General features: G+C 63.5%; 19 protein-coding genes. 17 read left to right on the top strand and 2 right to left on the bottom strand.

The annotated features are described in order from the left end of the window. Nucleotides 1-44 precede the first annotated feature (44 nt). The 5 genes from AAFN84_RS18240 (at nucleotide 45) to AAFN84_RS18220 (ending at nucleotide 4,569) form a co-directional block, all read left to right on the top strand. Nucleotides 45-1,199 carry an ABC transporter substrate-binding protein gene (locus tag AAFN84_RS18240; protein ID WP_347516063.1) on the top strand — a complete coding sequence of 385 codons (1,155 nt, stop codon included), beginning with the start codon at nucleotides 45-47 and terminating at the stop codon, nucleotides 1,197-1,199. 61 nt (nucleotides 1,200-1,260) lie between these two features. Then, nucleotides 1,261-2,136, top strand: a complete 876-nt coding sequence (locus AAFN84_RS18235; protein ID WP_347516062.1) for a branched-chain amino acid ABC transporter permease — start codon at nucleotides 1,261-1,263, stop codon at nucleotides 2,134-2,136. A 2-nt stretch (nucleotides 2,137-2,138) separates the two neighbouring features. Beyond that, entirely contained in the window at nucleotides 2,139-3,071 is a 933-nt protein-coding gene (locus AAFN84_RS18230) for a branched-chain amino acid ABC transporter permease (protein WP_347516061.1), read from the top strand. Beyond that, nucleotides 3,068-3,829, top strand: coding sequence for an ABC transporter ATP-binding protein (locus tag AAFN84_RS18225; protein WP_347516060.1), 762 nt, complete (start codon nucleotides 3,068-3,070; stop codon nucleotides 3,827-3,829). Before AAFN84_RS18230 ends, AAFN84_RS18225 begins: the two co-directional genes overlap by 4 nt. 41 nt (nucleotides 3,830-3,870) lie before the next feature. Continuing rightward, complete coding sequence (locus AAFN84_RS18220; protein WP_347516224.1) at nucleotides 3,871-4,569, top strand: ABC transporter ATP-binding protein; 699 nt, start codon at nucleotides 3,871-3,873, stop codon at nucleotides 4,567-4,569. Between the two features lie 109 nt (nucleotides 4,570-4,678). Here the strand turns inward: AAFN84_RS18220 and AAFN84_RS18215 are convergent, their stop codons facing one another. After that, nucleotides 4,679-5,383, bottom strand: a complete 705-nt coding sequence (locus AAFN84_RS18215; protein ID WP_347516059.1) for a GntR family transcriptional regulator — start codon at nucleotides 5,381-5,383, stop codon at nucleotides 4,679-4,681. A 236-nt stretch (nucleotides 5,384-5,619) separates the two neighbouring features. Between AAFN84_RS18215 and AAFN84_RS18210 the strand changes: the two genes are divergently transcribed. Genes AAFN84_RS18210 through AAFN84_RS18190 form a run of 5 tightly spaced genes read left to right on the top strand, consistent with a single transcriptional unit; the run spans nucleotide 5,620 to nucleotide 10,515 of the window. After that, nucleotides 5,620-6,756, top strand: coding sequence for an extracellular solute-binding protein (locus tag AAFN84_RS18210; protein WP_347516058.1), 1,137 nt, complete (start codon nucleotides 5,620-5,622; stop codon nucleotides 6,754-6,756). After that, the gene (locus AAFN84_RS18205; RefSeq protein WP_347516057.1) at nucleotides 6,743-7,639 is read left to right on the top strand and encodes an ABC transporter permease subunit; all 897 of its coding nucleotides are present in this window, start codon (nucleotides 6,743-6,745) and stop codon (nucleotides 7,637-7,639) included. The genes AAFN84_RS18210 and AAFN84_RS18205 overlap by 14 nt, the downstream gene beginning before the upstream one ends. After that, entirely contained in the window at nucleotides 7,636-8,460 is an 825-nt protein-coding gene (locus tag AAFN84_RS18200) for an ABC transporter permease subunit (protein ID WP_347516056.1), read from the top strand. Before AAFN84_RS18205 ends, AAFN84_RS18200 begins: the two co-directional genes overlap by 4 nt. Nucleotides 8,461-8,480: 20 nt before the next feature. Continuing rightward, nucleotides 8,481-9,593: an ABC transporter ATP-binding protein gene (locus AAFN84_RS18195; protein WP_347516055.1), complete on the top strand. Its 1,113-nt coding sequence runs from the start codon at nucleotides 8,481-8,483 to the stop codon at nucleotides 9,591-9,593. Between the two features lie 31 nt (nucleotides 9,594-9,624). Continuing rightward, nucleotides 9,625-10,515, top strand: a complete 891-nt coding sequence (locus tag AAFN84_RS18190; protein ID WP_347516054.1) for a CehA/McbA family metallohydrolase — start codon at nucleotides 9,625-9,627, stop codon at nucleotides 10,513-10,515. A 62-nt stretch (nucleotides 10,516-10,577) separates the two neighbouring features. Here the strand turns inward: AAFN84_RS18190 and AAFN84_RS18185 are convergent, their stop codons facing one another. Further along, nucleotides 10,578-11,522 (bottom strand): helix-turn-helix domain-containing protein, encoded by a 945-nt coding sequence (locus AAFN84_RS18185; RefSeq protein WP_347516053.1) that lies wholly within the window; start codon nucleotides 11,520-11,522, stop codon nucleotides 10,578-10,580. A gap of 237 nt (nucleotides 11,523-11,759) precedes the next feature. On the opposite strand from AAFN84_RS18185, the gene AAFN84_RS18180 reads away from it, so the two are divergent. The 7 genes from AAFN84_RS18180 to AAFN84_RS18150 all read left to right on the top strand — a co-directional run bounded on the left by AAFN84_RS18180 (nucleotide 11,760) and on the right by AAFN84_RS18150 (nucleotide 21,192). After that, nucleotides 11,760-12,734: an ABC transporter permease gene (locus AAFN84_RS18180; protein ID WP_347516052.1), complete on the top strand. Its 975-nt coding sequence runs from the start codon at nucleotides 11,760-11,762 to the stop codon at nucleotides 12,732-12,734. 26 nt (nucleotides 12,735-12,760) lie between these two features. Further along, the gene (locus AAFN84_RS18175) at nucleotides 12,761-13,759 is read left to right on the top strand and encodes a sugar ABC transporter substrate-binding protein (RefSeq protein WP_347516051.1); all 999 of its coding nucleotides are present in this window, start codon (nucleotides 12,761-12,763) and stop codon (nucleotides 13,757-13,759) included. Between the two features lie 63 nt (nucleotides 13,760-13,822). Beyond that, nucleotides 13,823-15,937 carry an SMP-30/gluconolactonase/LRE family protein gene (locus AAFN84_RS18170; RefSeq protein ID WP_347516050.1) on the top strand — a complete coding sequence of 705 codons (2,115 nt, stop codon included), beginning with the start codon at nucleotides 13,823-13,825 and terminating at the stop codon, nucleotides 15,935-15,937. Next, on the top strand, nucleotides 15,934-17,034 hold the full coding sequence (locus AAFN84_RS18165; RefSeq protein ID WP_347516049.1) for a hypothetical protein: 1,101 nt from the start codon (nucleotides 15,934-15,936) through the stop codon (nucleotides 17,032-17,034). Before AAFN84_RS18170 ends, AAFN84_RS18165 begins: the two co-directional genes overlap by 4 nt. Then, nucleotides 17,031-18,527 (top strand): sugar ABC transporter ATP-binding protein, encoded by a 1,497-nt coding sequence (locus AAFN84_RS18160; RefSeq protein ID WP_347516048.1) that lies wholly within the window; start codon nucleotides 17,031-17,033, stop codon nucleotides 18,525-18,527. The genes AAFN84_RS18165 and AAFN84_RS18160 overlap by 4 nt, the downstream gene beginning before the upstream one ends. A gap of 11 nt (nucleotides 18,528-18,538) precedes the next feature. Beyond that, a complete protein-coding gene (locus AAFN84_RS18155; protein ID WP_347516047.1) occupies nucleotides 18,539-20,413 on the top strand; it encodes an AMP-binding protein in 1,875 nt (624 codons plus the stop codon). Then, nucleotides 20,410-21,192: an enoyl-CoA hydratase/isomerase family protein gene (locus AAFN84_RS18150; protein WP_347516046.1), complete on the top strand. Its 783-nt coding sequence runs from the start codon at nucleotides 20,410-20,412 to the stop codon at nucleotides 21,190-21,192. The genes AAFN84_RS18155 and AAFN84_RS18150 overlap by 4 nt, the downstream gene beginning before the upstream one ends. The last annotated feature ends 46 nt before the right edge of the window (nucleotides 21,193-21,238 follow it).

Here is a 21,238-nt window from a genome sequence, read left to right as displayed (position 1 = left end):
CTGCTGCGGACTAGAGCCGGGGCACAACGAGCAGGGAGGAAACTATGCTCAAGACACTTGGAAATATTGTGGGGGCCGCCATCGTAGCCGGTCTGCTGACCACATCGACCTATGCCCAGGAAGAGCCGATCAAGCTCGGCATCGTCCTGTCAACATCGGGTCCGGTCGGCTTCCTCGGAGCTGCGGAAGAAAACGCCCTGGACATGCTCGTTCACCAGGTCAACGAGGAGGGTGGAATCAACGGCCGGCAGATCGAGATGATCGCCTATAATGACAATTCCGACGCCGCGCAGGCGAACACCTTCACTCAGCGGCTGGTAAATTCCGACGAGGTAGATCTCATTATTGGCGGTACGATCAGTCCAATCGCTATGGCGATGATCCCGATCGTCGAACGGGGCGGCGTTCCCTACATTTCGGTCGGCGGCAGCCTCGCCATCGTCGATCCGGTGAAGAAATGGGTATTCAAGACACCGCATACGGACCGGCAGGTCGCGCAGCGGATGTTGATGGACCTGCAGGACCAGGGCTCGCAGAAGATCGGCGTGCTGTTTGAAAACAGCGGTTTCGGCCAGTCAGGCCTGAAGGAGCTGAAGGCCTATGCCGGCGAGTACGGGGTCGAGATCGTCGCGGAAGAACAGTTCGGCACCAGCGACACCGACACCACGCCTCAGCTGACCAAGATTCGCGATACGGCGGGCGTGCAGGCGGTGGTGATCTTCGCCGGTGCCGGTGCACCGCCGGCGATCGCCACCAAGAGCTATGCCAATCTCGGCATGAAATTGCCGCTCTACTTGCCGCATTCGGCCGTCTCCCCGGAATATCTGGCGCTGACGGCCGGTGCTGCTGAGGGCGCGCGCATGCCGACCGCCCTCTTCGTGGTTCGAGACGCCGTGCCGGAAGACAGTGCCCAGAAGACGATCATCGAGAAGTTCTATACGGACTATGAGGAACGCTACGGTGTGGTGCCTCCTCCCTTCGCAGCCAATACATACGATGCGGGGCTGATCGCGATCGACGCGCTCAAGCGTACGACGAGTCTCGACAAGGCAGCTATCCGTGATGCCATTGAGGAAACTAAGGACCTCGTCGGTTTGCAGGGGGTCTTCACCATGTCGCCCGAAGACCATCACGGCCTCCCCTTTACCTCGCTGAAGATGTTCGTTGTCGAAGACAACCAGTTCAAGCTTCTCGACTGAGACAGGACACCAGCGTCGCCCGATCAAGGGAGACGCTGGCGATCCCATAGGAAACGCAATCGTGAGCGCGCAGTTTCTACAGTTCCTGTTCGCCGGTCTTACCGTCGGCGCGATCTATGCACTCGCCGGTCTGGGCTATGCCTTGGTCTACAGTGCAAGCGGCGTGATCAATTTCGCGCAAGGCCAATTCGTGATGCTGGGCGCCATGGCGACGGTCGGCCTGCTCGGTGCGGGGCTGCCTTATTTCGCCGCAGTGCCGGTAGCGATCATCATCACCATCGTCGTCGGGATGCTTGCGGAGAAGCTCGCGGTCCGCCCAGCACACGGAAGCTCCATAGTGACCCTCATCGTGATCACGCTTGGCGTCGGAGAGCTGATCAAGGGGAGCGTTCAGGTCGTGCTCGACCGTTCCACCCACACGCTGCCGTCAATCGGCGGGGGAGGAACGGTGGATATCGCCGGTGCGTTCATTTCCACGCAGGGACTCTGGGTGATCGGCGTGACTTTCCTGTGCGTCTTGTTGGTCGGCTATTTTCTCAACTCCACGCTCACTGGAAAGGCAATGCGGGCGGTCTCGTGCAACCGTCTGGCAGCCCAACTGGTCGGGATCAAACCCGACCGGATGCTCCTTATGTCATTCGCGATCTCCGCAGCACTCGGAGCGATCGGGGGGATTTTGATCACGCCGATCAGTTTCATCTCCTACGATTCAGGCACCATGATCGGCTTGAAGGGCTTTGTCGCGGCGGCGCTCGGTGGGCTTGGCAATGCGCCCGGAGCCATCGTCGGGGGCCTGGTCCTCGGACTGCTGGAATCTTTCACGGCCGGCTATATCTCCTCGGCCTACAAGGACGCTGTTGCTTTCATCCTGATCATCCTGGTCTTCTTCGTCACGCCGAATGGCCTGTTCGGAGCCAAATCCTCCGAAAGGGTGTAATCATGAGCGGCGACACATACCGGGTGGCCGGCCTTATCCTTGCGCTGATCGCAGCCTACTTCGTCATTCCGGATGCCTTCGTCATGGATCTCTGGATCCGAATTATGCTGATCTCGGTTGTCGTGATCGGCCTCAACCTGCTGTTCGGCTATACCGGGCAGATCAGCCTCGGCCATGCCGGCTTCATCGGCATCGGCTCCTACGGTTCGGCGATCATGACCGCTCATCTGCAGATCCACCCGGTGCTGGGTCTGCTTGCAATGGCCGTGGCAACCGGCTTCTTCGCCTATTTGATCGCACGGCCGATCCTTTCGCTGAAGGGGCATCACCTCGCCATGGCCACGCTCGGAATAGGAGTCATCGTCACCATCGTCCTGAACAACGAAACCGCCTGGACCGGCGGATCGGACGGTCTGGTCGTCGAACCGTTGCGGCTGTTCGGCGGACCGATCTATGACGGCGGACAATGGTACGTCATCGCAGCTGGGATGCTTGTGGTGGTCGTATGGGGCGCGCTGAACCTCGTCCGCTCGCCGGCGGGCAGGGCACTAAGGGCTATTCACGGTTCGGAGATCGCCGCGCAGGTAGCCGGCATCGACGTATCAGCCCTGAAGGTTCGCATTTTCGCATTGTCCGCTATCTTGGCGAGCGTGGTTGGAAGCCTGGAAGCCCACTACCTGGGTTTCATATCTCCGGGAACGGCCGGTTTCGGCCGCTCGATCCTGCTCATGACAATGGTCGTCGTTGGCGGAATGGGCTCGGTCTTCGGTTCGATCTTGGGAGCTGCCATATTGCTTCTGCTACCGCAGGTGCTTGCCGCTGTCTCGGTATGGGAAACCGCGGCCTTCGGCATCGTGCTCGTTGCGACCATGATCTTCATGCCGCGGGGTCTGGTTCCGACAATCGGCTCGCTTGTAAGGAGGCGCGCGCGATGATTGCGCTTCGCACGCACGGCATCAGCAAGGGGTTCGGCGGGGTTCTGGCTGTCCAGAATGTTACCCTCAATGTCCAGATTGGCACCGTTCACTCCGTGATCGGCCCAAACGGCGCGGGAAAGACCACGCTGATCAACCTGATTTCCGGCATATACCGGCCGGATGCGGGACGAATCGAACTCTTCGGCACAGACGTCACGGGCCATGCGCCGGAACGACTGGTCGGCCACGGATTGAGCCGAACATTTCAGAACATCAAGATTTTCAATGAGATGACGGTTCTGGAGAATGTCCTTGTCGGGGCGCATCAGCGATTGAACACCAGCATTCTCGCAGGAATGCTCAACCTGCCGTCAATCTGGAAAGCGGACAAGGAGGTCACGGAGGAGGCGGAAGCGCTGCTGGAGACTGTCGGTATCGCCGATGTCCGCCACGCCGATGCATCGCAGATCTCCTATGGGCACCTCAAGCGTCTGGAGATTGCCCGCGCGCTTGCGTCTCATCCGAAGTTGCTGCTTCTGGACGAACCGGCTGCAGGCCTCAATGCCAGTGAGACGGCCAATATCGCAAGCGTAGTCAAAGGCCTTTCCGAAAACGGGCTTGGCATCTTGCTCGTGGAACACGACATGAGCCTCGTCATGGCGATCTCCGACCGCATCTCCGTGCTCGATCAGGGCAAGACGCTGATGGAAGGAACGCCCGATGAGGTCCGTGCCGACCCGCGCGTCATCAAAGCATATCTGGGAGAACCGGCTTGACCCAGCCAAACTCCACCCGCGCAGATCGGCAGCCCGATCCCCTGCTCTCGATCAAGGGTCTCAAGAGCCGCTATGGCCAGGTGGAGGCGCTCCACGGAATCGACCTGCATTTGAACCAGGGTGAACTTGTTGCCCTCGTCGGAGCGAACGGTGCCGGCAAGACGACATTCCTGCGGGCCCTGTCGGGCGTTCAATCCATCAGTGGCGGCACCATCCTTTTCAGTGGCATGGACATCACCGCAATGAGCCCGGACAACCGTGTGAAACAAGGCATCACACAGGTTCCTGAAGGACGTCAGGTCTTCGCTCCCATGAGTGTTGAGGACAATCTTGTTCTGGGCGGCTATTCCCATGGCGGGGGCAAGGCCACGGACCTGGAGAAGGTCTATACGATGTTCCCGGTCCTCAAGGAAAAACGCCAACAGACGGCCGGCAACCTTTCGGGCGGGCAGCAGCAGATGCTTGCAGTGGGCCGGGCGCTTGTCGCCAAGCCAAGGCTGCTTTTGCTCGATGAGCCGTCACTCGGCCTTGCCCCCCTTCTCGTACAAGAAATCCTGGAAGTCGTCGCAACGCTCAGAACGGAAGGTCTGACCACCATTCTGGTCGAGCAGAATGCAATGCAGGCGCTCCGCATCGCGGACCGTGGGTATGTGCTGGAGACGGGCAAGATAGTTGCCACGGGTACCGGCAAAGACCTCCTGAAGGACGATGCGGTCAGGAAGGCCTATCTGGGCGGGTGATCCTCGCGCAAGGCAGGGTCTTCGCACGAGGGTTTGGATCCGTCCGCAATCCTCCTGCGGCCGCGGGAAGGCCGCCGGTTTGCACATCGTACACCTTGCCCTGAAGGACCTATGGAGTTGTGAACGACAACTTGATCAGGCGGCTGTTCATCACCGCGTGCTGCCATTCCACGATCCGCCCGTTTGCGAGCACGCCGGTCGCAACGACGTCGAGAAGTGGCGCGTTTCTCGGGCACTCCAGCAGCGCCGACTCGCGTTCATCAGGCAGCCGGGAGCCCACCGTGGTCGACTTGCGGTGCAGGTCGCCCAGATTTGCTTCCTTCAGAATGCGGGTGAACGACCCGCCGCGCAGAAGCCGGTCCTGAAAGTCCTCCACCAGATCGGCGGGAAAGCAGCGCGTCGTCAGGATGAACGGCACACCGTCGCCGAGAATGATGGCGGTGTGGAAAAGGACGGGGCTCCCCTCCTCGATCGCCAGCCTCTCGGCAAGGTCGGCATCGGCGGCGACCACCGCGCTGTCGATGGAGCGCGAGGCGCTCGCCACGCCCTGCTTTTCCAGCACGTCGCGAAAGCGCGACACGGCGTCGATCTCGTAGGTCACGTTGGTTCGCATGACGAAGCTGCCGCGACCGTTGACGCTGCGGATCGAGCCGTCCTGCGACAGCGCCAGATAGGCGCGCCGCACCGTGTTGCGGCTTACACCGTGCCGGGCAGACAGCGTCTGCTCCGGCGGGAGCCGCTCGCCGGGGGCAATCCGACCGTCCTCGATGTCGGCCTTGAGGTTTTCGTATAGAGCCTCCCACTGCGATTTCATGCGCACCCCATCCCTTGCTCCCCATGGCTGCACGATAGGCCGGCTCGCCGAGCCTGTCGAGCTGTACCTACAGCTTGTCATGTGCGTTACACAATGGGCGGGTAATCCTGCCTGCGGGAAGTCGATCCCCTGCCACCGTGGCGTGGCTGCAAGCAAATTATGAAATCGCGACAGCGCGCGGCATCCGGCTTCACCCGCCGGACGGTGTCGCCTGTTGCCGAAATCTGGAGCTCAAGATGAACCGCAGACAGCTTATCGGTTGCACGCTCGCGGCTGCCGCCTTCATGGCCGCCCCGGGCGCCGCCCTCGCCGACGTCAATCGCATCGACGTCTACATCACCGGCGATTCCAACATCATCAATTTCTGGAACAACATCATCAAGCCTGCCTACGAGGCGGCCCATCCGGACTATACGCTCAACGTCGTCAGCGCCCGCAACGCCATCGCCCCGATCGTGGAACGCACGATGGCGGCGCTCGGCACGGATACCGATCCGCAGGTCGACATCTTCGACGAGAACGATCCGAACCTGCCGTCGGGCGCGATCGAAAAGGGCCTGTGGGTCGATTTCACCCAGGCCGGCCTCGAGAACTACGGCATGATCAATCCCGTCACGCTCGAGACCAATTACGGCCTTCCCTATCGTGGCACCCAGGTCGTCCTGGCTTACGACACCACCAAGCTCGACCCGGAAGACGCGCCAACCACGTGGGCGGAACTCGTGGCGTGGATGGAGGCCAATCCGGGACAGTTCACCTATAATCGCCCGGACACCGGCGGCTCCGGCGGCAATTTCGTTCGCCGCGCGATCCACGAGGCCAATGGCCGCGACCCCTCGCTCTTCCGCATCGACAATTACGTTGAGGGCGAGAGCGACGAGCTCCTTGCCAAGGGTTTCGAGATTCTCAAGGAAATCGCACCCTATACCTACGGTCCGGGCTCCTACACGGCCGACAACATGCAGTCGATCCAGATGCTGGCGCAGGGTGTCATCACCATGGCTCCGGTGTGGTCGGACATGGCGCTGGACGCGGTCAACAAGGGCGTGCTGCCCGAGACAATCGCCTTCACGCAGCTGACCGACCTGGCTTTCGCAGGCGGCTTCGCCGACATGACGGTTCCGACCAATGCGGGCAATCTCGAAGCGACGATGAAGCTGGCCGACATCGTCCTGTCGGAAGAGGTGCAGGCCAAGGTGGTGACCGAGATCGGCGCGTTCCCCGCGATCTCGTGGGAGCACCTGCCGGAAGAACTCGCCTCGAAATATGCGAACCTGCAGCCCGCTTCGATACCGACCTTCCCTGGCGGTCCGTGGGTTTCCGCCATCAGCGATGGCTGGTTCCGCAACGTGGCGCCTCATGTCAGCCGCTGAGGCAGCAACAGACAGCGCCGGGGCCAGGGCCTCGGGCGGTTTGGGGAGGGGGCTTACGGGCCTCCTCCTCGTCGCCGCTCCCGTCGCGCTGGTCGTCGCGCTCATCCTCTGGCCCGTCGGCGTCTCGGTGTTCGATACCCTCACCGTGCAGCGACCGGACGGACTGCATTTCAGCCTCGACGCCTATCGGTTCTTCTTCTCCGACGGGTTCAGCCTGCGCAATCTCTGGCTGACCATACAGGTCGCCGGGACATGCACGGTGCTGCTTCTGCTCATCAGCCTGCCCATCGCGCTTTACCTGCGCTTCTCCGAGACGCGGCTCGCCGGCTATATCCAGGCCCTGGCGCTGTTTCCGCTGTTCGTGCCTTCCATCCTGCTGGCCTACGCGCTGATCCGGACGCTCGGGCCGAACGGCACCGTCGATATCCTGCTGACAGCGGTCGGCATGCCGAAGCTGCCGTCTCCCTATTTGACGCCCTGGGGGCCCATAATCGGGCTGGTGTGGGACAACCTGCCGCTGACGCTGCTCATCATCCTCGCTGGTCTTGCGAACGTGTCCCGTGCCTCGATCGACGCCGCGCGCGATGTCGGCGCAGGCTCGCTGGCGGTGCTTTGGTACATCATCCTGCCGCGGATCAAGGGCACGCTGCTCGTCGCCGCCTCCTTCGTCATCCTTGGGCTTTTCTCGGCCTTCACGCTGCCCTATCTGCTCGGCCCGGCCGTGCCGGAGATGATGGGCCCGTTCATGCGCCGCACCATCACCGAGGTCGACGACCCGCTGCAGGCGCGCACACAGGCCGTCGTGACCTTCATGATCTGCGCGGTCTTCGCCATGTTCTACGTGCGGTCCGTGGCGCGGACGCGGCGGGAGCAATCCTCATGAATGCGCTTGCCGGTTTCTCGTGGCGCACCGAATGGAAGGGGCTGCTCATCGCCGCGCTGCTGTCGGTCGTGATCCTGCTGCCGCTGGTCAACGTTGCGGTCTGGGCCTTCACCGAGGTGTGGCGCTATCCGGCGGTCATCCCGCAGAAGTTCGGTCTCCGGTTCTGGGGCGACGTCATCGGGCGCGGCGACGTGCGCGAGGCGCTGTCGACGTCGCTGTCGCTTGCCGCGATCGTCACGGCGCTGTCGGCCGCGATCTGCCTGCCGGCGTCCTACGCCTTCGCAAGAATGAATTTCCCCGGGCGCAACCTGTTCTTCATGTCGTTCCTGACGGTCTATGCGTTTCCCAAGTTCGGGCTCTACATCACCATCGCCTCGATCTTCATCGGGCTCGGCCTGATCGGCAATTTCTGGGGCGTGGTGCTGATCCAGCTCGTGTCGACGCTGATGTTCATGGTGTGGATTCCGGTTTCGGCCTTCCAGAACGTCGACCGCCGGCAGGAAGAAGCCGCGCGCGACGTGGGCGCCTCGCCGCTGAGGGTATTCTGGTCGGTGACGCTGCCTCAGGTCCTGCCGGCGATATCGGCCGCCGTTCTGCTGACCTTCGTCAACACCTTCTACGAGACGGAGGTTGCCTGGCTGATCGGCGCACCGGAAGTGAGGACCGTTCCCCTGCTGATGATCAGGTTCATCAACTCGGAGCTGGTCGTCCAGTACGGAGCGATCCTGTCCCTCATCATGTGGGTCCCATCATTCCTTCTGCTGATGACGGCCCGCAGGTTCCTTGGCGCGCAGGCGCTGGGCAGGGCCCTCGGGGCCTGAAAAACACGGAGTCCATGACAATGGCCACGCTCGAAATACGGAACCTGAGGCGGATATTCGGCCCGACGCGCGCCGTCGACGACGTGTCGCTCTCGGTCGACCATGGCGAACTGCTCTGCCTGCTGGGGCCATCGGGTTCGGGCAAGTCGACGGTGCTGCGGATGCTGGGCGGCTTCGAGCGGCCCGACGCCGGCTCGATCCTGATCGACGGCGAGAACGTCACCAACCTCGCGCCCGAGCGGCGTCCCACCGGCATGGTGTTCCAGAGCCATGCGCTCTGGTCGCATATGGATGTGTTCTCCAACGTCGCCTTCGGCCTCAAGCTGCGCCGGCTGCCGCGCGCGGAGATCAGGACGAGGGCGGAAGCGGCGCTCGACATGGTCGGGCTTGCCGGATACGGCGCCCGCCGCCCGACGCAGCTTTCGGGAGGACAGCAACAGCGCGTGGCACTGGCCCGTTCGCTCGTGCTGGAGCCGAAGATCCTGTTGCTGGACGAGCCGTTCGCCAGCCTCGACCAGCATCTTCGCGAACGGCTGCGCGAGGAGGTGCGTGAAATCCAGCACCGCGCCGGCATCACCATGGTCTTCGTCACCCACGGACAGGACGAGGCGCTGGCGCTGGCCGACCGCATCGCCATCATGCGCGACGGGCGGCTGGAGCAGGTCGACCGCCCGGAGATCGTCTACCGGCAGCCAAGCACGGAGTTCGTCGCGGGCTTCATCGGCCAGATGAACATGGTCGATGGCGAGGTCCATGGCGGCAGGCTCCATGCGGCGGAGCTGTCGCTGCCGGTTTCGCTTGCCGAGGGACCCGCCACGCTGGCGCTGCGTCCCGAAGACATCGGCCTGCACCGCGCAAGCGGAGAAGCCGGCGCGCGCGTCATGCGCGTCACCGATTTCGGCACGCACCTGTCCGTCGAGCTGCACACCGGCGACCGCGTCAGGCTCAGGGCGACGGCGGAACCCGGCGCGGAATGGGCCGCCGGCATGCATGCCGAACTGCGCCCGCGCAAATTCGCCGTCTATCGCGAAGGAAAGCTGTGCGCCCTTCCTCTGGCTCCAGGCAGCGGCGAACTGCCGGCCTCGATCCAGTCGCTCGTCGCAGACCAGACCCGCCATGCGGCTGGCACCTGATTTACAATCACCGACAACGAGATCATCCGACATGCTCACCGCCTTCACTTCGCCCGGCAGCTTCCTGCGCGGCAATCTTCATTGCCATTCCTCGCGCTCCGACGGCGACCCCTTGCCGGAGCGCGTCTGCGCCTTCTATCGTGACGCAGGCTACGACTTCGTCAGCCTCACCGACCATTTCATGGAGCGTTTCGGCTTTCCGGTGGTTGACACCACTCCCTTTCGCCAGGAGGGGTTCACCACGCTGATGGGGGCCGAGCTTCATGCGCCGGGGCTCGGCAATGGCGAGATTTGGCATCTCGTGGCCAACGGCCTGCCGCTCGACTTCGCGGCTCCAGCCGGCGACGAGACCGCAGCGGAGCTGGCCCGGCGGGCGCTCGACGCTGGCGCATTCGTCTCGCTGGCGCATCCGGGCTGGTACGGACTGACGCTGGAGGACGCGCTCGCGCTTCCGCAGGTGCACGCCGTCGAGGTCTTCAACGCGATCTGCGACTGGGAGACGGGACGCGGCGACGGCGGCTATCTCATCGATCAGCTTCTCAACAGGGGGCGCACTACGGGCGTGATCGCCACAGACGACGCGCATCGCTACCACGGCGAGTTCTGCAGGGGCTGGGTCATGGTCAAGGCCACCGAAAACACGCCGGACGCGATCCTCGCCGCGCTCAAATCCGGTGCCTACTACGCCTCGCAAGGCCCGGAGATCCGCCATGTCGAGATCGACGGCGACTGGCTGAACGTCGAAACCAGTCCGGTGGATAGTGTCTGGCTGGTCGGCCACGCCGCGCGCTCGAAGGTCGTCATGGGCCCGGGCATCGCGCATGCACGGCTGCCGCTTGAGAAATTCGCCGGCGGCTGGGCGCGTCTGGTGGTCTCGGATGCAGAAGGCCGCCGCGCCTGGAGCAACCCGCTCCATCTGTGACGGAACCGTTCATAACAGGTTGGAGCCTGACGCGGGGTTCAAGCTATGCGATCCGTCCTTCGTCAGGCGCGGGAGAAGGCGATGTCGCGTGGCGAAACGCCGTACTTGCGCCGAAACATCGTAGAAAAATGGGCCGAACTGTTGAACCCGTGATCGAAGGCGATCGCGGTAATGTTTCGCCCGTCGCCGCGCCCAAGGCTGTCGTAGGCGAGTTGCAGTCGGCGGTTCCATATCCATTCCGACGCCGACATCTCGCAGCCCTCGAAAAGCACATGCAGATAGCGCAGGGACATGCCGTTGGCGGTGGCGACGCGGTCCAGTGACATGTTGGCGTCGGCCAGATGATCCTCGATCCACGACTGTACCGAACGCAGGCGCGCACGCCTGACGGAGCCCTCGGCGGCCGGAATGTCGCCTTCGCAGGTCAGCAACGAGAAGGCCAGAAGGTCCATGAGCTGGCTGCCAAGTCCAGCGCGCACGCTGTCTTCAAGCCGCGAGCCCTCGGTGGCGAGGGTCGCGCAGAACTCGGTGGCGATACGGCCGAGCCCCTGCGTCGTGTTGAGCGATGCGGATACTGGAATGCGCTCGCGCGGAAAGCGCTGGGCGAATTCGTCACGCGGGATCTCTAGATAGAACGACCGGACCTCGCCGTGGCCGTGAAGCTCGTATTGTTCCGCCGCACTGAAGACTGCGCCCCGGGCGGCATTCGACTTATGCGTCTCGCCACGCTGGACGACGCTGACGCTGCCCTTGTGGATCAACTGCAGGTAATAACATTCCTTGTCGAGTTGGGAGATGTGCCGCTTGTTGCGTCGGATGTGTTGTTCCGACAGCAGGATGTCGGTCAGCACGACCTCGCCGAAACTCGCCTCACGAATGAAGCCACGATACCGGTCCGGATCGACCGCCTTGACGTCGACATGGACATACACGTCACATATCGCGTCGCGCCACGCATTGTAGCGATCGGATGGCGCATAGTCGTCCGTCGAAAAGACAAGGTCCATGGGTTCCTCCCCCAGGGCCGTGGATCCGGTCTGACGGACCACCGCCCACACGCTCTCCCTTGCGTGAGTGAATGAGCATAGTCCGGGGTCAGGAGTGCGTCCAGCAGGGTCCAAGTCGATTGCATATACAGGCAAAAGACCTGCGCTCTCGCGAAAGAAGCCAGTAGCCGGGGTGGATAGTTTCACAGCGCGGCGATCGGGAGGAGACCGGTTCGCCCACTGGGAGGACTGTCGATCATGCCGGCTTTTGGCCGCCTCACTCAGGAACAGATTGTTTTCGGCCTGGCCGTGCTCCTGTGCGTCGGGTTCGCGCTGACCCTGCCGGGGTTTCTGACCACCAGCAACGTCCTCAATCTGGTCCGCAGCGTGTCGATACTCGGCATTCTCGGCGTGGCCATGGGGCTCGTCGTCATCGGCCGGGGCATCGACCTGTCACTGGTGGCGACGATGGCGATTTCGGTTGCCTGGATGTTGAACATGATCGCCAGCGGCATGCCGATGCCGCAGGCGATCCTGATCGGCCTGGCTTTCAGCCTGATCGTCGGCGCGGTAAACGGCTGGCTTGTCGCCTATGCAGAGATACCGGCGATCTTCGCGACGCTCGCAATGGGCACGCTGGTCTACGGGTTCGGCCGCTACTTCCTGTTCTCGCTCGACGTCGCCTACCTGCCTGACGCCGCTCAGTCGCTGCTGTGGCTGGGGCAGGGCAGGCTCATCGGCGTTCCGGTCCCGATATTCGTGTTCGCCGCCGTGTGCATCGTCAGCGCCCTGTTCCTGCGCTACGCTAGGTCGGGCCGCTACCTTCGCGCCGTTGGCGACAACATGCTTGCCGCGCGCATCACCGGCATTCCGGTCCGCCCGATCGTGGTCCAACAATATGTGATGTCGGCGATGATCGGCTACCTCGCCGGCATCGTCACGGCGGCGTCGGTGGCAAGCATGAACACGCGGCTGGCGCTCTCGACTTATGTTTATGACGTCATCCTCGTGGTCGTGCTGGGCGGCATCGGCCTGTCTGGCGGCAAGGGCGGCATTCGCAACGTCATCGTCGGCACGCTGCTGATCGGGGTGCTGCTCAACGGCATGACCATCATGGACATCCAGTACACGGTCCAGAACGTCATCAAGGGCGGGCTGCTGCTCACGGCAATCGTCATCGACACGATCGTCAACCCCCGCGACGAGCAGACCGCTCAGCAGGGCGACATCTAGACACGTTCTCAATGGGAGGAGAAATCATGAAACTGTTCAAGACGCTGCTTTTGTCCGCCGCCATCGCCATCGGCGCGGGTTCTGCCCTCGCACAGGAGGGCATCGACGACCCCACGCGGGCTCCATATTACGATGCCTTCGCCGGCAAGCGGGTGGCCTATGTGCCCGTGGCGATGGGCTTCGACCTGACCGAAGGCTGGGCGGCGGGGCTCAAGGAGGCGCTCGAGCCGCTCGGCGTCACCTTCGACATCCGCGACCCGAACTGGAACACCGACGCCGGGGCCCAGGCGATTACCTCGCTGATCTCCGAGAAGCCCGACGTCATCGTCGTTCACAACCCAGACGTCCAGTCCTATGCGCGTCTGCTCAGGCGCGCCGAAGAGGCCGGCATCTACGTGGTGCAGGTCAACATGCGCTCAAGCTATTCGACAGACGTGTTCGTCGGCGCCGACTATGTCGGCATGGGCCGGCAGATCGGCGAACGTCTCGTCGAGGTCTGCTCGCCCGAGAACGGCAAGAGCGGCAAGGTTGCGATCACGCAGGGCGTGCTGACGGCGGCCGCCTCGATCTACCAGATGCAGGGCATCAACGAAGTGCTGTCCGAGCATCCAGAAATCGAGTTGGTCTCCAACCAGGCCGCTGACTGGGATTCGACCAAGGCAAAGAACATCGCCGCTACCGTCATCCAGCAGCACCCGGATCTCTGCGCCATCACGGGTTTCTGGGACGTCATGGACATCGGCACGGCCGCCGCCATCAAGGAATCCGGCAAGGACGTCTACCTGCTGACGCAGGGCGGCGGCAACCGCATGGTCTGCGACAATCTCGAAAGCGGTACCTTCTCTGAGGCGGTCGTCTACTTCGTTCCTGGTCAGGCGCGCGACATGGCCAGCATGATCAAGCATCTGCTTCAGCAAGGACAGCCAGCGGGCACCACCAAGACCACCCTGTTCACCCCGCTCGACTTCGTCACCAAGGACAACATGACACCCGCCTCGTGCTGGGACATGCCGAGCAACGGCTGACGTCGCAACGGCGTGGGCGGCGCAGGTCGCCCATGCCCCACTTTCGGAGCCGGGCAGGAAACCATGACACTATCAGACAGGATCGTGCGCTGGCGCTACCGCGCTGTGCCCGATCATCTTCTCGGCGAGATCCTGACCAAGCGCTGGGTCGACAACGCCATTCCGATGTTGATCCTCTTTTGCGTCGTAGCCGTGTTCGGTTCGCTGATACCCGACTTCTTCGGCGCGGCGAGCATATCCAACCTGATGCGGCAATGGGGCGAGTTCGGCCTGATTGTGCTGGCGCTGACGATCGTCATCGTCGCCGGCGGCATCGACCTTTCGGTCGGATCGATCTTCGCGTTGGGCAACATCGTCGCGCTGGCGCTGCTCAGTGTCGCTGAATGGCCGGTGGCGGCCGTGGTGGTTGCCACCATGGCCTGTGGCGCGGCCGTCGGGCTGGTGAACGGCCTCCTCGTCGGCTATCTGCGCCTGCGCGCCTTCCTGACCACGCTGGTGACGCTGATCATCGTGCGGGCCGTGGTCGACATGCTGCTGCTCAAATATGCGGTGTCCATCGCGGCTGTCTTTCCGGATTCCGATTTCTGGTTTTTCTTCGGCGAAGGCTATGTCCTCGGCCTGCCTTTCAGCGTTGTCCTGACGGTTGGTGTGGCGATCATCGTGCATCTGGTGCTGAGCCGCACCCGTGCCGGGTGGCATGTGCTGGCTGTCGGCGGTTCGCGCCGCTCTGCGCACAATGTCGGCATTCCGGTGCGCCGGGTGATCTGCGCCACCTATGTCGTTTCGGGAACGCTGGCTGCCCTTGCCGGCGTGCTGTTTGCATCGCGGCTGGGGGCCGCCGGCGCCGACATCGGCATCGGGCTCGAAATCGCCGCGCTGACGGCAGCGGTGCTCGGCGGCAACAGCCTCGGCGGCGGGCGTGGCTCGGCGGCAAAGGCAGTCATCGGTTCGATCACCGTGATGATCATGGTCAACAGCCTGGTGCGCATCGGCATCACGAGCGGCGGCAGTTCGCTGTTGCTCGGCCTCGTGCTGCTGCTCGCGGTGATGATCGACGTGCGCTGGCTGAAGAACCGGGGCAAGTTCCTGTCGAAGGTCTATGTGTCGCCGACCTTCTCCGATCTGCCGCCCGCACCGGGAACGGACGCTGCCTCGCCCTATGCGCTGAACGATCGGCTGCGGCCGGTGGAAGCCATCGGGCTCGACCGCATCGACGGACCCGAGGACGTCATCCTCGACGAGGACGACAACATCTATGTCGGCAACCGCACCGGCGACATCGTCCGCTTCCTGGCGCCGGACTACCAGCGCCAGGAGGTGTTCGCCCATGTCGGCGGCCGGCCGCTCGGCATGGCGTTCGCGAAGGACGGTTCGCTGGTGGTGTGCATCGGCGGCATGGGACTTTATCGCGTGACGATGGACCGCCAGATCCAGAAGCTGACCGACGAGACCAGCCGCTCGTGGTTTTCCGTCATCGACGATTCACGTTTGCGGCTCGCCGATGACCTCGACATCGCGCCGGACGGTCGGGTGTTCTTCTCCGAGGCAACGGTTCGCTACGAGATGCACGAATGGCCGGTCGACTGTCTTGAATCGCGTGGCAACGGGCGCATCATCTGTTTCGACCCGAACACCGGCACAACCTCCACGGTCCTCAAGAACCTCGTCTTTCCGAACGGCATCTGCATGATGCATGACGGCCAGTCGTTCCTGTTTGCCGAGACCTGGGCCTGCCGGGTCAACCGTTACTGGTTCGATGGCCCGAAGACGGGCACCGTCGAAACGGTCATCGCCGACCTGCCGGGCTATCCCGACAACATCAACCGCGCTTCCGACGGAACCTACTGGCTGGCGCTGGTCGGCATCCGCACGCCGGCTCTCGACCTGGCGCTCAAGATGCCGGGCTTTCGCAAACGCATGGCGCGTCGCGTGGCACCCGACGAGTGGCTATTTCCCAACATCAACACCGGTTGTGTGCTGCGCTTCGATGATGCCGGCCGCATCATCGAGACGATGTGGGATCGAAGCGGCGACAATCACCCGATGATCACCTCGATGCGCGAGCACAAGGGTCATCTCTACATTGGCGGCATCCTCAACAACCGCGTCGGCCGACTGAAGCTCGAGGGCGTGGACGAGGCGTGGACCGGCCAGCAATCCTACTGGGGGACCGCATGATCGCCGCATTCGCGCGCACGTTCGACAATCTGTTCGGCCGGGGTGAGGCTGCGGTCACGGTGCCGCCGCTCGACGGAGCGTTTCGGCCCAACCGGATGCTCGACGAGGCAGGCTCGCGCGCGGCGCTCGAGGGGGTCGACTGCCTCGCCACACATGGTGACACGCTCGTGGCATCCGCGGGTCGAGTGCTCATGGAACTCGGTAAAGATGGGCACTGGGTGCAACGGCAGGACTTCGGCACCTCGATTGTTTGCATTGCTTCGCTCGGTGCGGACGGCCTTGCCACAGCGCTCGCCGATGGCGAGATCGTCATCGTAGGCGGCCCCCGCGCCGGCCAGAGCTACCGCATCGACAGCAAGGCGACCTGCATCACGGCAATGACGAGCCGCAACGGCGAGCTCATCGTCGCCAACGGTTCTGCCACGAACGCCCCCGGCGACTGGCAGAAGGACCTTCTTGAGCGCAATGCTTCGGGCAGCATCTGGCGCATCGACCTCGAAAGCGGTGCGTCTAGCTGCATCGATGATGGTCTCGCCTGGCCAGCGGGGCTGGCGATTGACGGCGACGTCCTTGTGGTCGCCGAAGCCTGGAGACACCAGCTGGTCAGGTTCGATCCTGAACGGCCCTCCAGTCGCAAGGTGGTGCTCGCTGACCTGCCTGCCTATCCGGGCCGGATCGCGCCGGCCGCCGATGGCTTCTGGCTGGCGATGTTTGCGCCGCGCAGCCAACTCGTCGAATTCGTTCTGCGCGAGCCCAGCTACCGCAGGCGGATGATGGCAGAGGTGCCGCAACCCTATTGGGTGGCGCCGCGGCTGCGATCCGGCCGCAGCTTCTATGAATCGCTGCAGGGCGGTGGCGTGAAGCATCTCGGGATGCTCAAACCATGGGCGCCGACGATGTCGGCGGGTCTGTGCGTCAGGCTGGATCGCGCCTTCCAGCCGCGCTCCAGTCTCCAGAGCCGCGCCGACGGCTCCACCCATGGCGTGACGAGCGCGATCGAGCACCAGCGACGGCTATTCGTCGCGGCGCGCGGCGATGGTGTCATCGTCTCGCTTCCCATCGATACGATTGCGACGGACCGAGGAGGCAGCCGATGACGCCGGTCGTGGAACTGCGCGGCGTCACCAAGGAATATCGCGGCGTGCCTGCGGTGAAGAATGTTTCCTTCACGCTCGAGCGCGGCGAGGTTCATGCGGTGCTGGGCGAAAACGGCGCCGGCAAGTCGACGCTGACCAAGATGGTCGCCGGCGTCGTGCAGCCGTCGGCGGGCGAAGTCTGGATCGACGGCGAGAAGGTGGCACTCTCCACCCCATCCGAGGCGCTCACGCGCGGCGTCGCGATGGTCTACCAGGAAACCAGCCTGGTGCCGTCACTGACCGTGGCGCAGAACATCTACCTGACCGACGACAAGCGGTTCCACAGGCTGCGCGGCATCTACATCGCAGGCCAGCAATTCCTGCAGTCACTCAATTTCCACGTCGACCCGACAGCGATGGTCGCAACGCTCGGCGCCGGCCAGAAGCAGATGGTGGAAATCGCTCGTGCCGTCCATCATGACGCCAAGGTGATCATTTTCGACGAGCCAACGGCGACGCTGACACCGGAGGAGAAGCACCAGTTCTTCTCGTTGGTCGAACGGCTCAAGCTCCGAGGCGTGTCGGTCATCTTCATCAGCCACGCGCTGGAAGAGGCACTCGCCATCGCTGACCGCATTACCGTGATGCGCGACGGAGAACACGTGGTGACCGACGTCACCTCCGCCTTCGACCGCGAAAAGATCGTGCGCGCGATGGTCGGCCGGACGTTGAGCGGAGAACTCTACGGCTCGCACAGGGATCGCACCCTGCGGACGCCCGGCGACAAGGTGCTTTCCGTGCAGAACCTGTCGATGGGCAGTGTCGTGCGCAACACCTCATTTTCGGTGTTCGCGGGTCAGATCACCGGTGTGTTCGGGCTCATCGGTTCGGGGCGCACCGAAGCGGCCAAGGTGGTCGCCGGCGTGCTCAAGCGTGATCTCTTCCACGGTGGCCAGGTGCGGCTGAACGGCAAATCGGTGCGCTACCGCGTCCCGCGCCCGGCGGTGCGCGACGGAATCATTTATGTCACCGAGGATCGCAAGCTCGAGGGCTTCTTCGAGACCATGTCGATCGCCGAGAACATTCACATCGCTGCGATCGCCGGCGGACAGTCGAAATCCGCGACGGTCTCGATCAGCGAAATGCGTCAGATCGCCCAGCACTGGATCGAGGCGCTCAACGTCAAGGCGATCAACGCCGACGCTCGCGTGATCGAGCTCTCGGGTGGCAACCAGCAGAAGGTGGTGGTCGCCAAGGCGCTGGTGCAGAAGCCCAAGCTTGTCATCTTCGACGAGCCGACGCGCGGGGTCGATGTCGGCGCCATCGCGGAAATCCACCAGCTCATCAACAGACTGGCCGATGACGGAATTGCTGTGCTCGTCATTTCGTCCTACCTGCCGGAGGTGCTGCAGCTTTCCGACCGCATTCTTGTCTGCCGGCAGGGCCGCATTGTCGAGGAATTCGAAGGCAACAAGGCCGACAAGGAAACGATCATGTACGCGGCGGTGCATTGATGGCGCGGGCGTTGAAGACCACGCGACCGGTGCTCGACGTCAGCACGATCGAGGATGTTGTCGCTATCGAAAGCCGCCCCTATAACGAAGTCGTTACGGCGCGCAATCTCTACGACCTGTTCCTTGCGACTGCGCATCATGTCGGTGGGCAGAAGGCGCTGACGGTGCTGCGCTCGCCCGATCCGGACGATGTCGGCGTCTCGCTGACCCATGACCAGTTGCTTGCCGAGATTACACGGGCAGCCAACATGTTCCGCTCCCTCGGCTTGTCGCCCGGCAATGGTGTCGCCGCCTTTCTCGCGCCGACCTTGCCGGAGCTGCCGAGCCTGTTGCTTGGTGCACAGGTGGCCGGTGTGGCGAGCACGCTCAACTATCTACTCAGCCGCGACGCCATCGTGGATCTGCTCAACGCGGAGAAGGCCACGGTTCTGATCGTTTCCGCGCAAGACCTGGACGAGACATGCTGGCATAAGGCGCAAGGCGCGCTCGACGCAGTGCCGACACTGAGACGGGTGCTCGTCATCGGCGGCAGCGGCGATTTGCCTGCAGGATACCAGCACTTGAACGAGGCGTTGAGCGGTCACCGCGGCGACCGTCTCGACTTTGTGCCGACGTCCGATCGCGACGTGGTCTGCGCGCTGTCTCATACCGGCGGCACGACGGGCCGGCCCAAGCTGGTGCAGCTCACCCACGGCAACCAGATCCACGCCGCCTTCGGCTTTGCCCAGGTGTTTGCCTACAGCGAGGCCGACACGGTCATCAACGGCTTTCCATTCTTCCATGTCGGCGGCACGATGACGGTCGGGCTTTCGGTGATCGCGGCCGGCGGGCACATCGTCGTGCCGTCGCCCTATGCGCTTCGCCCGGCAGCGGTGGTTGAGAATTACTGGCGGATCGTCGAGCACTTCCGGGCCACGGTGATGGGTGGGGTGCCAACTTCGATCGCCGCGCTGACCAACGCGTTCAAGCCGGGCATCGACGTGTCGACGGTGCGTATGGCAGGCACGGGCGGGGCGGTGCTTCCGAAGGAAATCGGCGCGCGGTTCGAGGCCACCACAGGCATTCGCCTGTTCGAGACTTATGGCATGACGGAGACGGCGGCGGCGATCGCCTTCAATCCCGGCCGTGGCGAGCCAGTTGCCGGGAGCGTCGGGTTCCGCGCGCCGTATTCGCAGACGCGGATCGTGCGGCTGGACGATGAGGGCAAGCCGTGCGGAACAGGCGAGAGCGGGCTGGTGCAGGTCAAGGGACCGCAGGTGTTTCCCGGCTACGTCGATCCGGCCCACAATATCGGTACGCTCGGGCTCGACGGCTGGCTGACTACCGGCGACGTCGGCTATCTGACAGCCGACGAGCGACTGGTGCTGACCGGACGCGAAAAGGACCTGATCGTCAGGAGCGGGCACAACATAGACCCTGCCGCGATCGAGGACGTGGCGAACAGGTTTACAGGTGTGCACATCAGCGCCGCGGTCGGCATGCCGGACCAGTATGCCGGCGAGGTGCCGGCGCTGTTTGTGGTGCCCACGGCGGGCGGCGAGATCGATGTCGAGACGCTGAAGTCCTTTCTGGAAGCAAATGTCCATGAACCACCGGCGCGCCCGCGCAGTGTGCTTGTTATCGACGCATTGCCGGTTACGGCGGTGGGCAAGATCTTCAAGCCCGCGCTGCGCGATCTGGCAATCGAGGAAAAGGTGCGGCTCGAAGTCGAGCGCATCTGCGGGCCAGACGTGTCGGCGGTGACGGAAGTCTCGGTCGACGCACAAAGACGCACCTGCGCCAACATCCTTCTTCACGGCGCGACACCTGCACAATGCGCGGCGCTTGAGGAAGCGCTTAGGCCGCTACCGCAGCGCTTCTGCGTCGAACACCAGGCAAGCCGATGAGTGACGAACCGGTGCTGCTGGGGTTTGCGGAAGGAATTGCGACCCTGACATTCAATCGCCCCGACAATCTGAACGCGGCATCGGCCGCGCTGATGCGGTCGCTGGAGCGACGGCTGCATGATGTGATCGAGCTGCCCGACCTGCGCTGCGTGATCCTGACAGGAGCCGGCCGGGCATTCTGCGCCGGTGGCGACCTGATCGAGTTCGAGGCGGCGCTGCAGGGCGGCGGCACCAGACTGATCGACACGCTGCGCACCAATCAGGAGATCATCCAGATGGTCGAGGACCTTCCGGTGCCGGTTATCGGAGCGGTCAATGGAGCGGCGGTCGCGGGCGGGCTGGAGTTGCTGTTGTGCTGCGACATCGTCATTGCCGCCGAGGGCGCGAAGCTTGGCGATGGTCACGCCAGATACGGTATCGTGCCTGCCGGCGGCGCATCCGTGCGCCTCGGCGAGCGGATCGGGCCATCGCGGGCGGCGCAGCTCTTCTATACCGCTGCCCTGATCGACACGAAGACCGCAGAAGCATGGGGTCTGGTCAACGAGGTGGTGGCCCGCGAAAAGTTGATGGAGCGGGCATTCGACCTCGCCCGCGAGATCAGCCTCGCGAGCCCGCAGGTCAATCGCCACATCAAGGCGTTGACCGGGCCTCTCGCGCGGCCGGAGCGGCGCGCAGAACGCATCCTCGCGGAACTCGAACGCTTCGCGGAGCACATCGGCGGCAGCGATCTGCAGGCTGGCCTCGCAGCCTTTCGTGAAAAGCGCCTACCGGACTACTGATCCCGTCACTCAGCCCTGCAAGGTCTCGCGGCGGTGATATTCGCTG

This window comes from Mesorhizobium sp. CAU 1741 (assembly GCF_039839275.1).
Classification (GTDB): Bacteria; Pseudomonadota; Alphaproteobacteria; order Rhizobiales; family Rhizobiaceae; genus Aerobium.
Note: the sequence above shows the minus strand (reverse complement) of the source record. Positions and strands in the feature narration are given on the sequence as shown.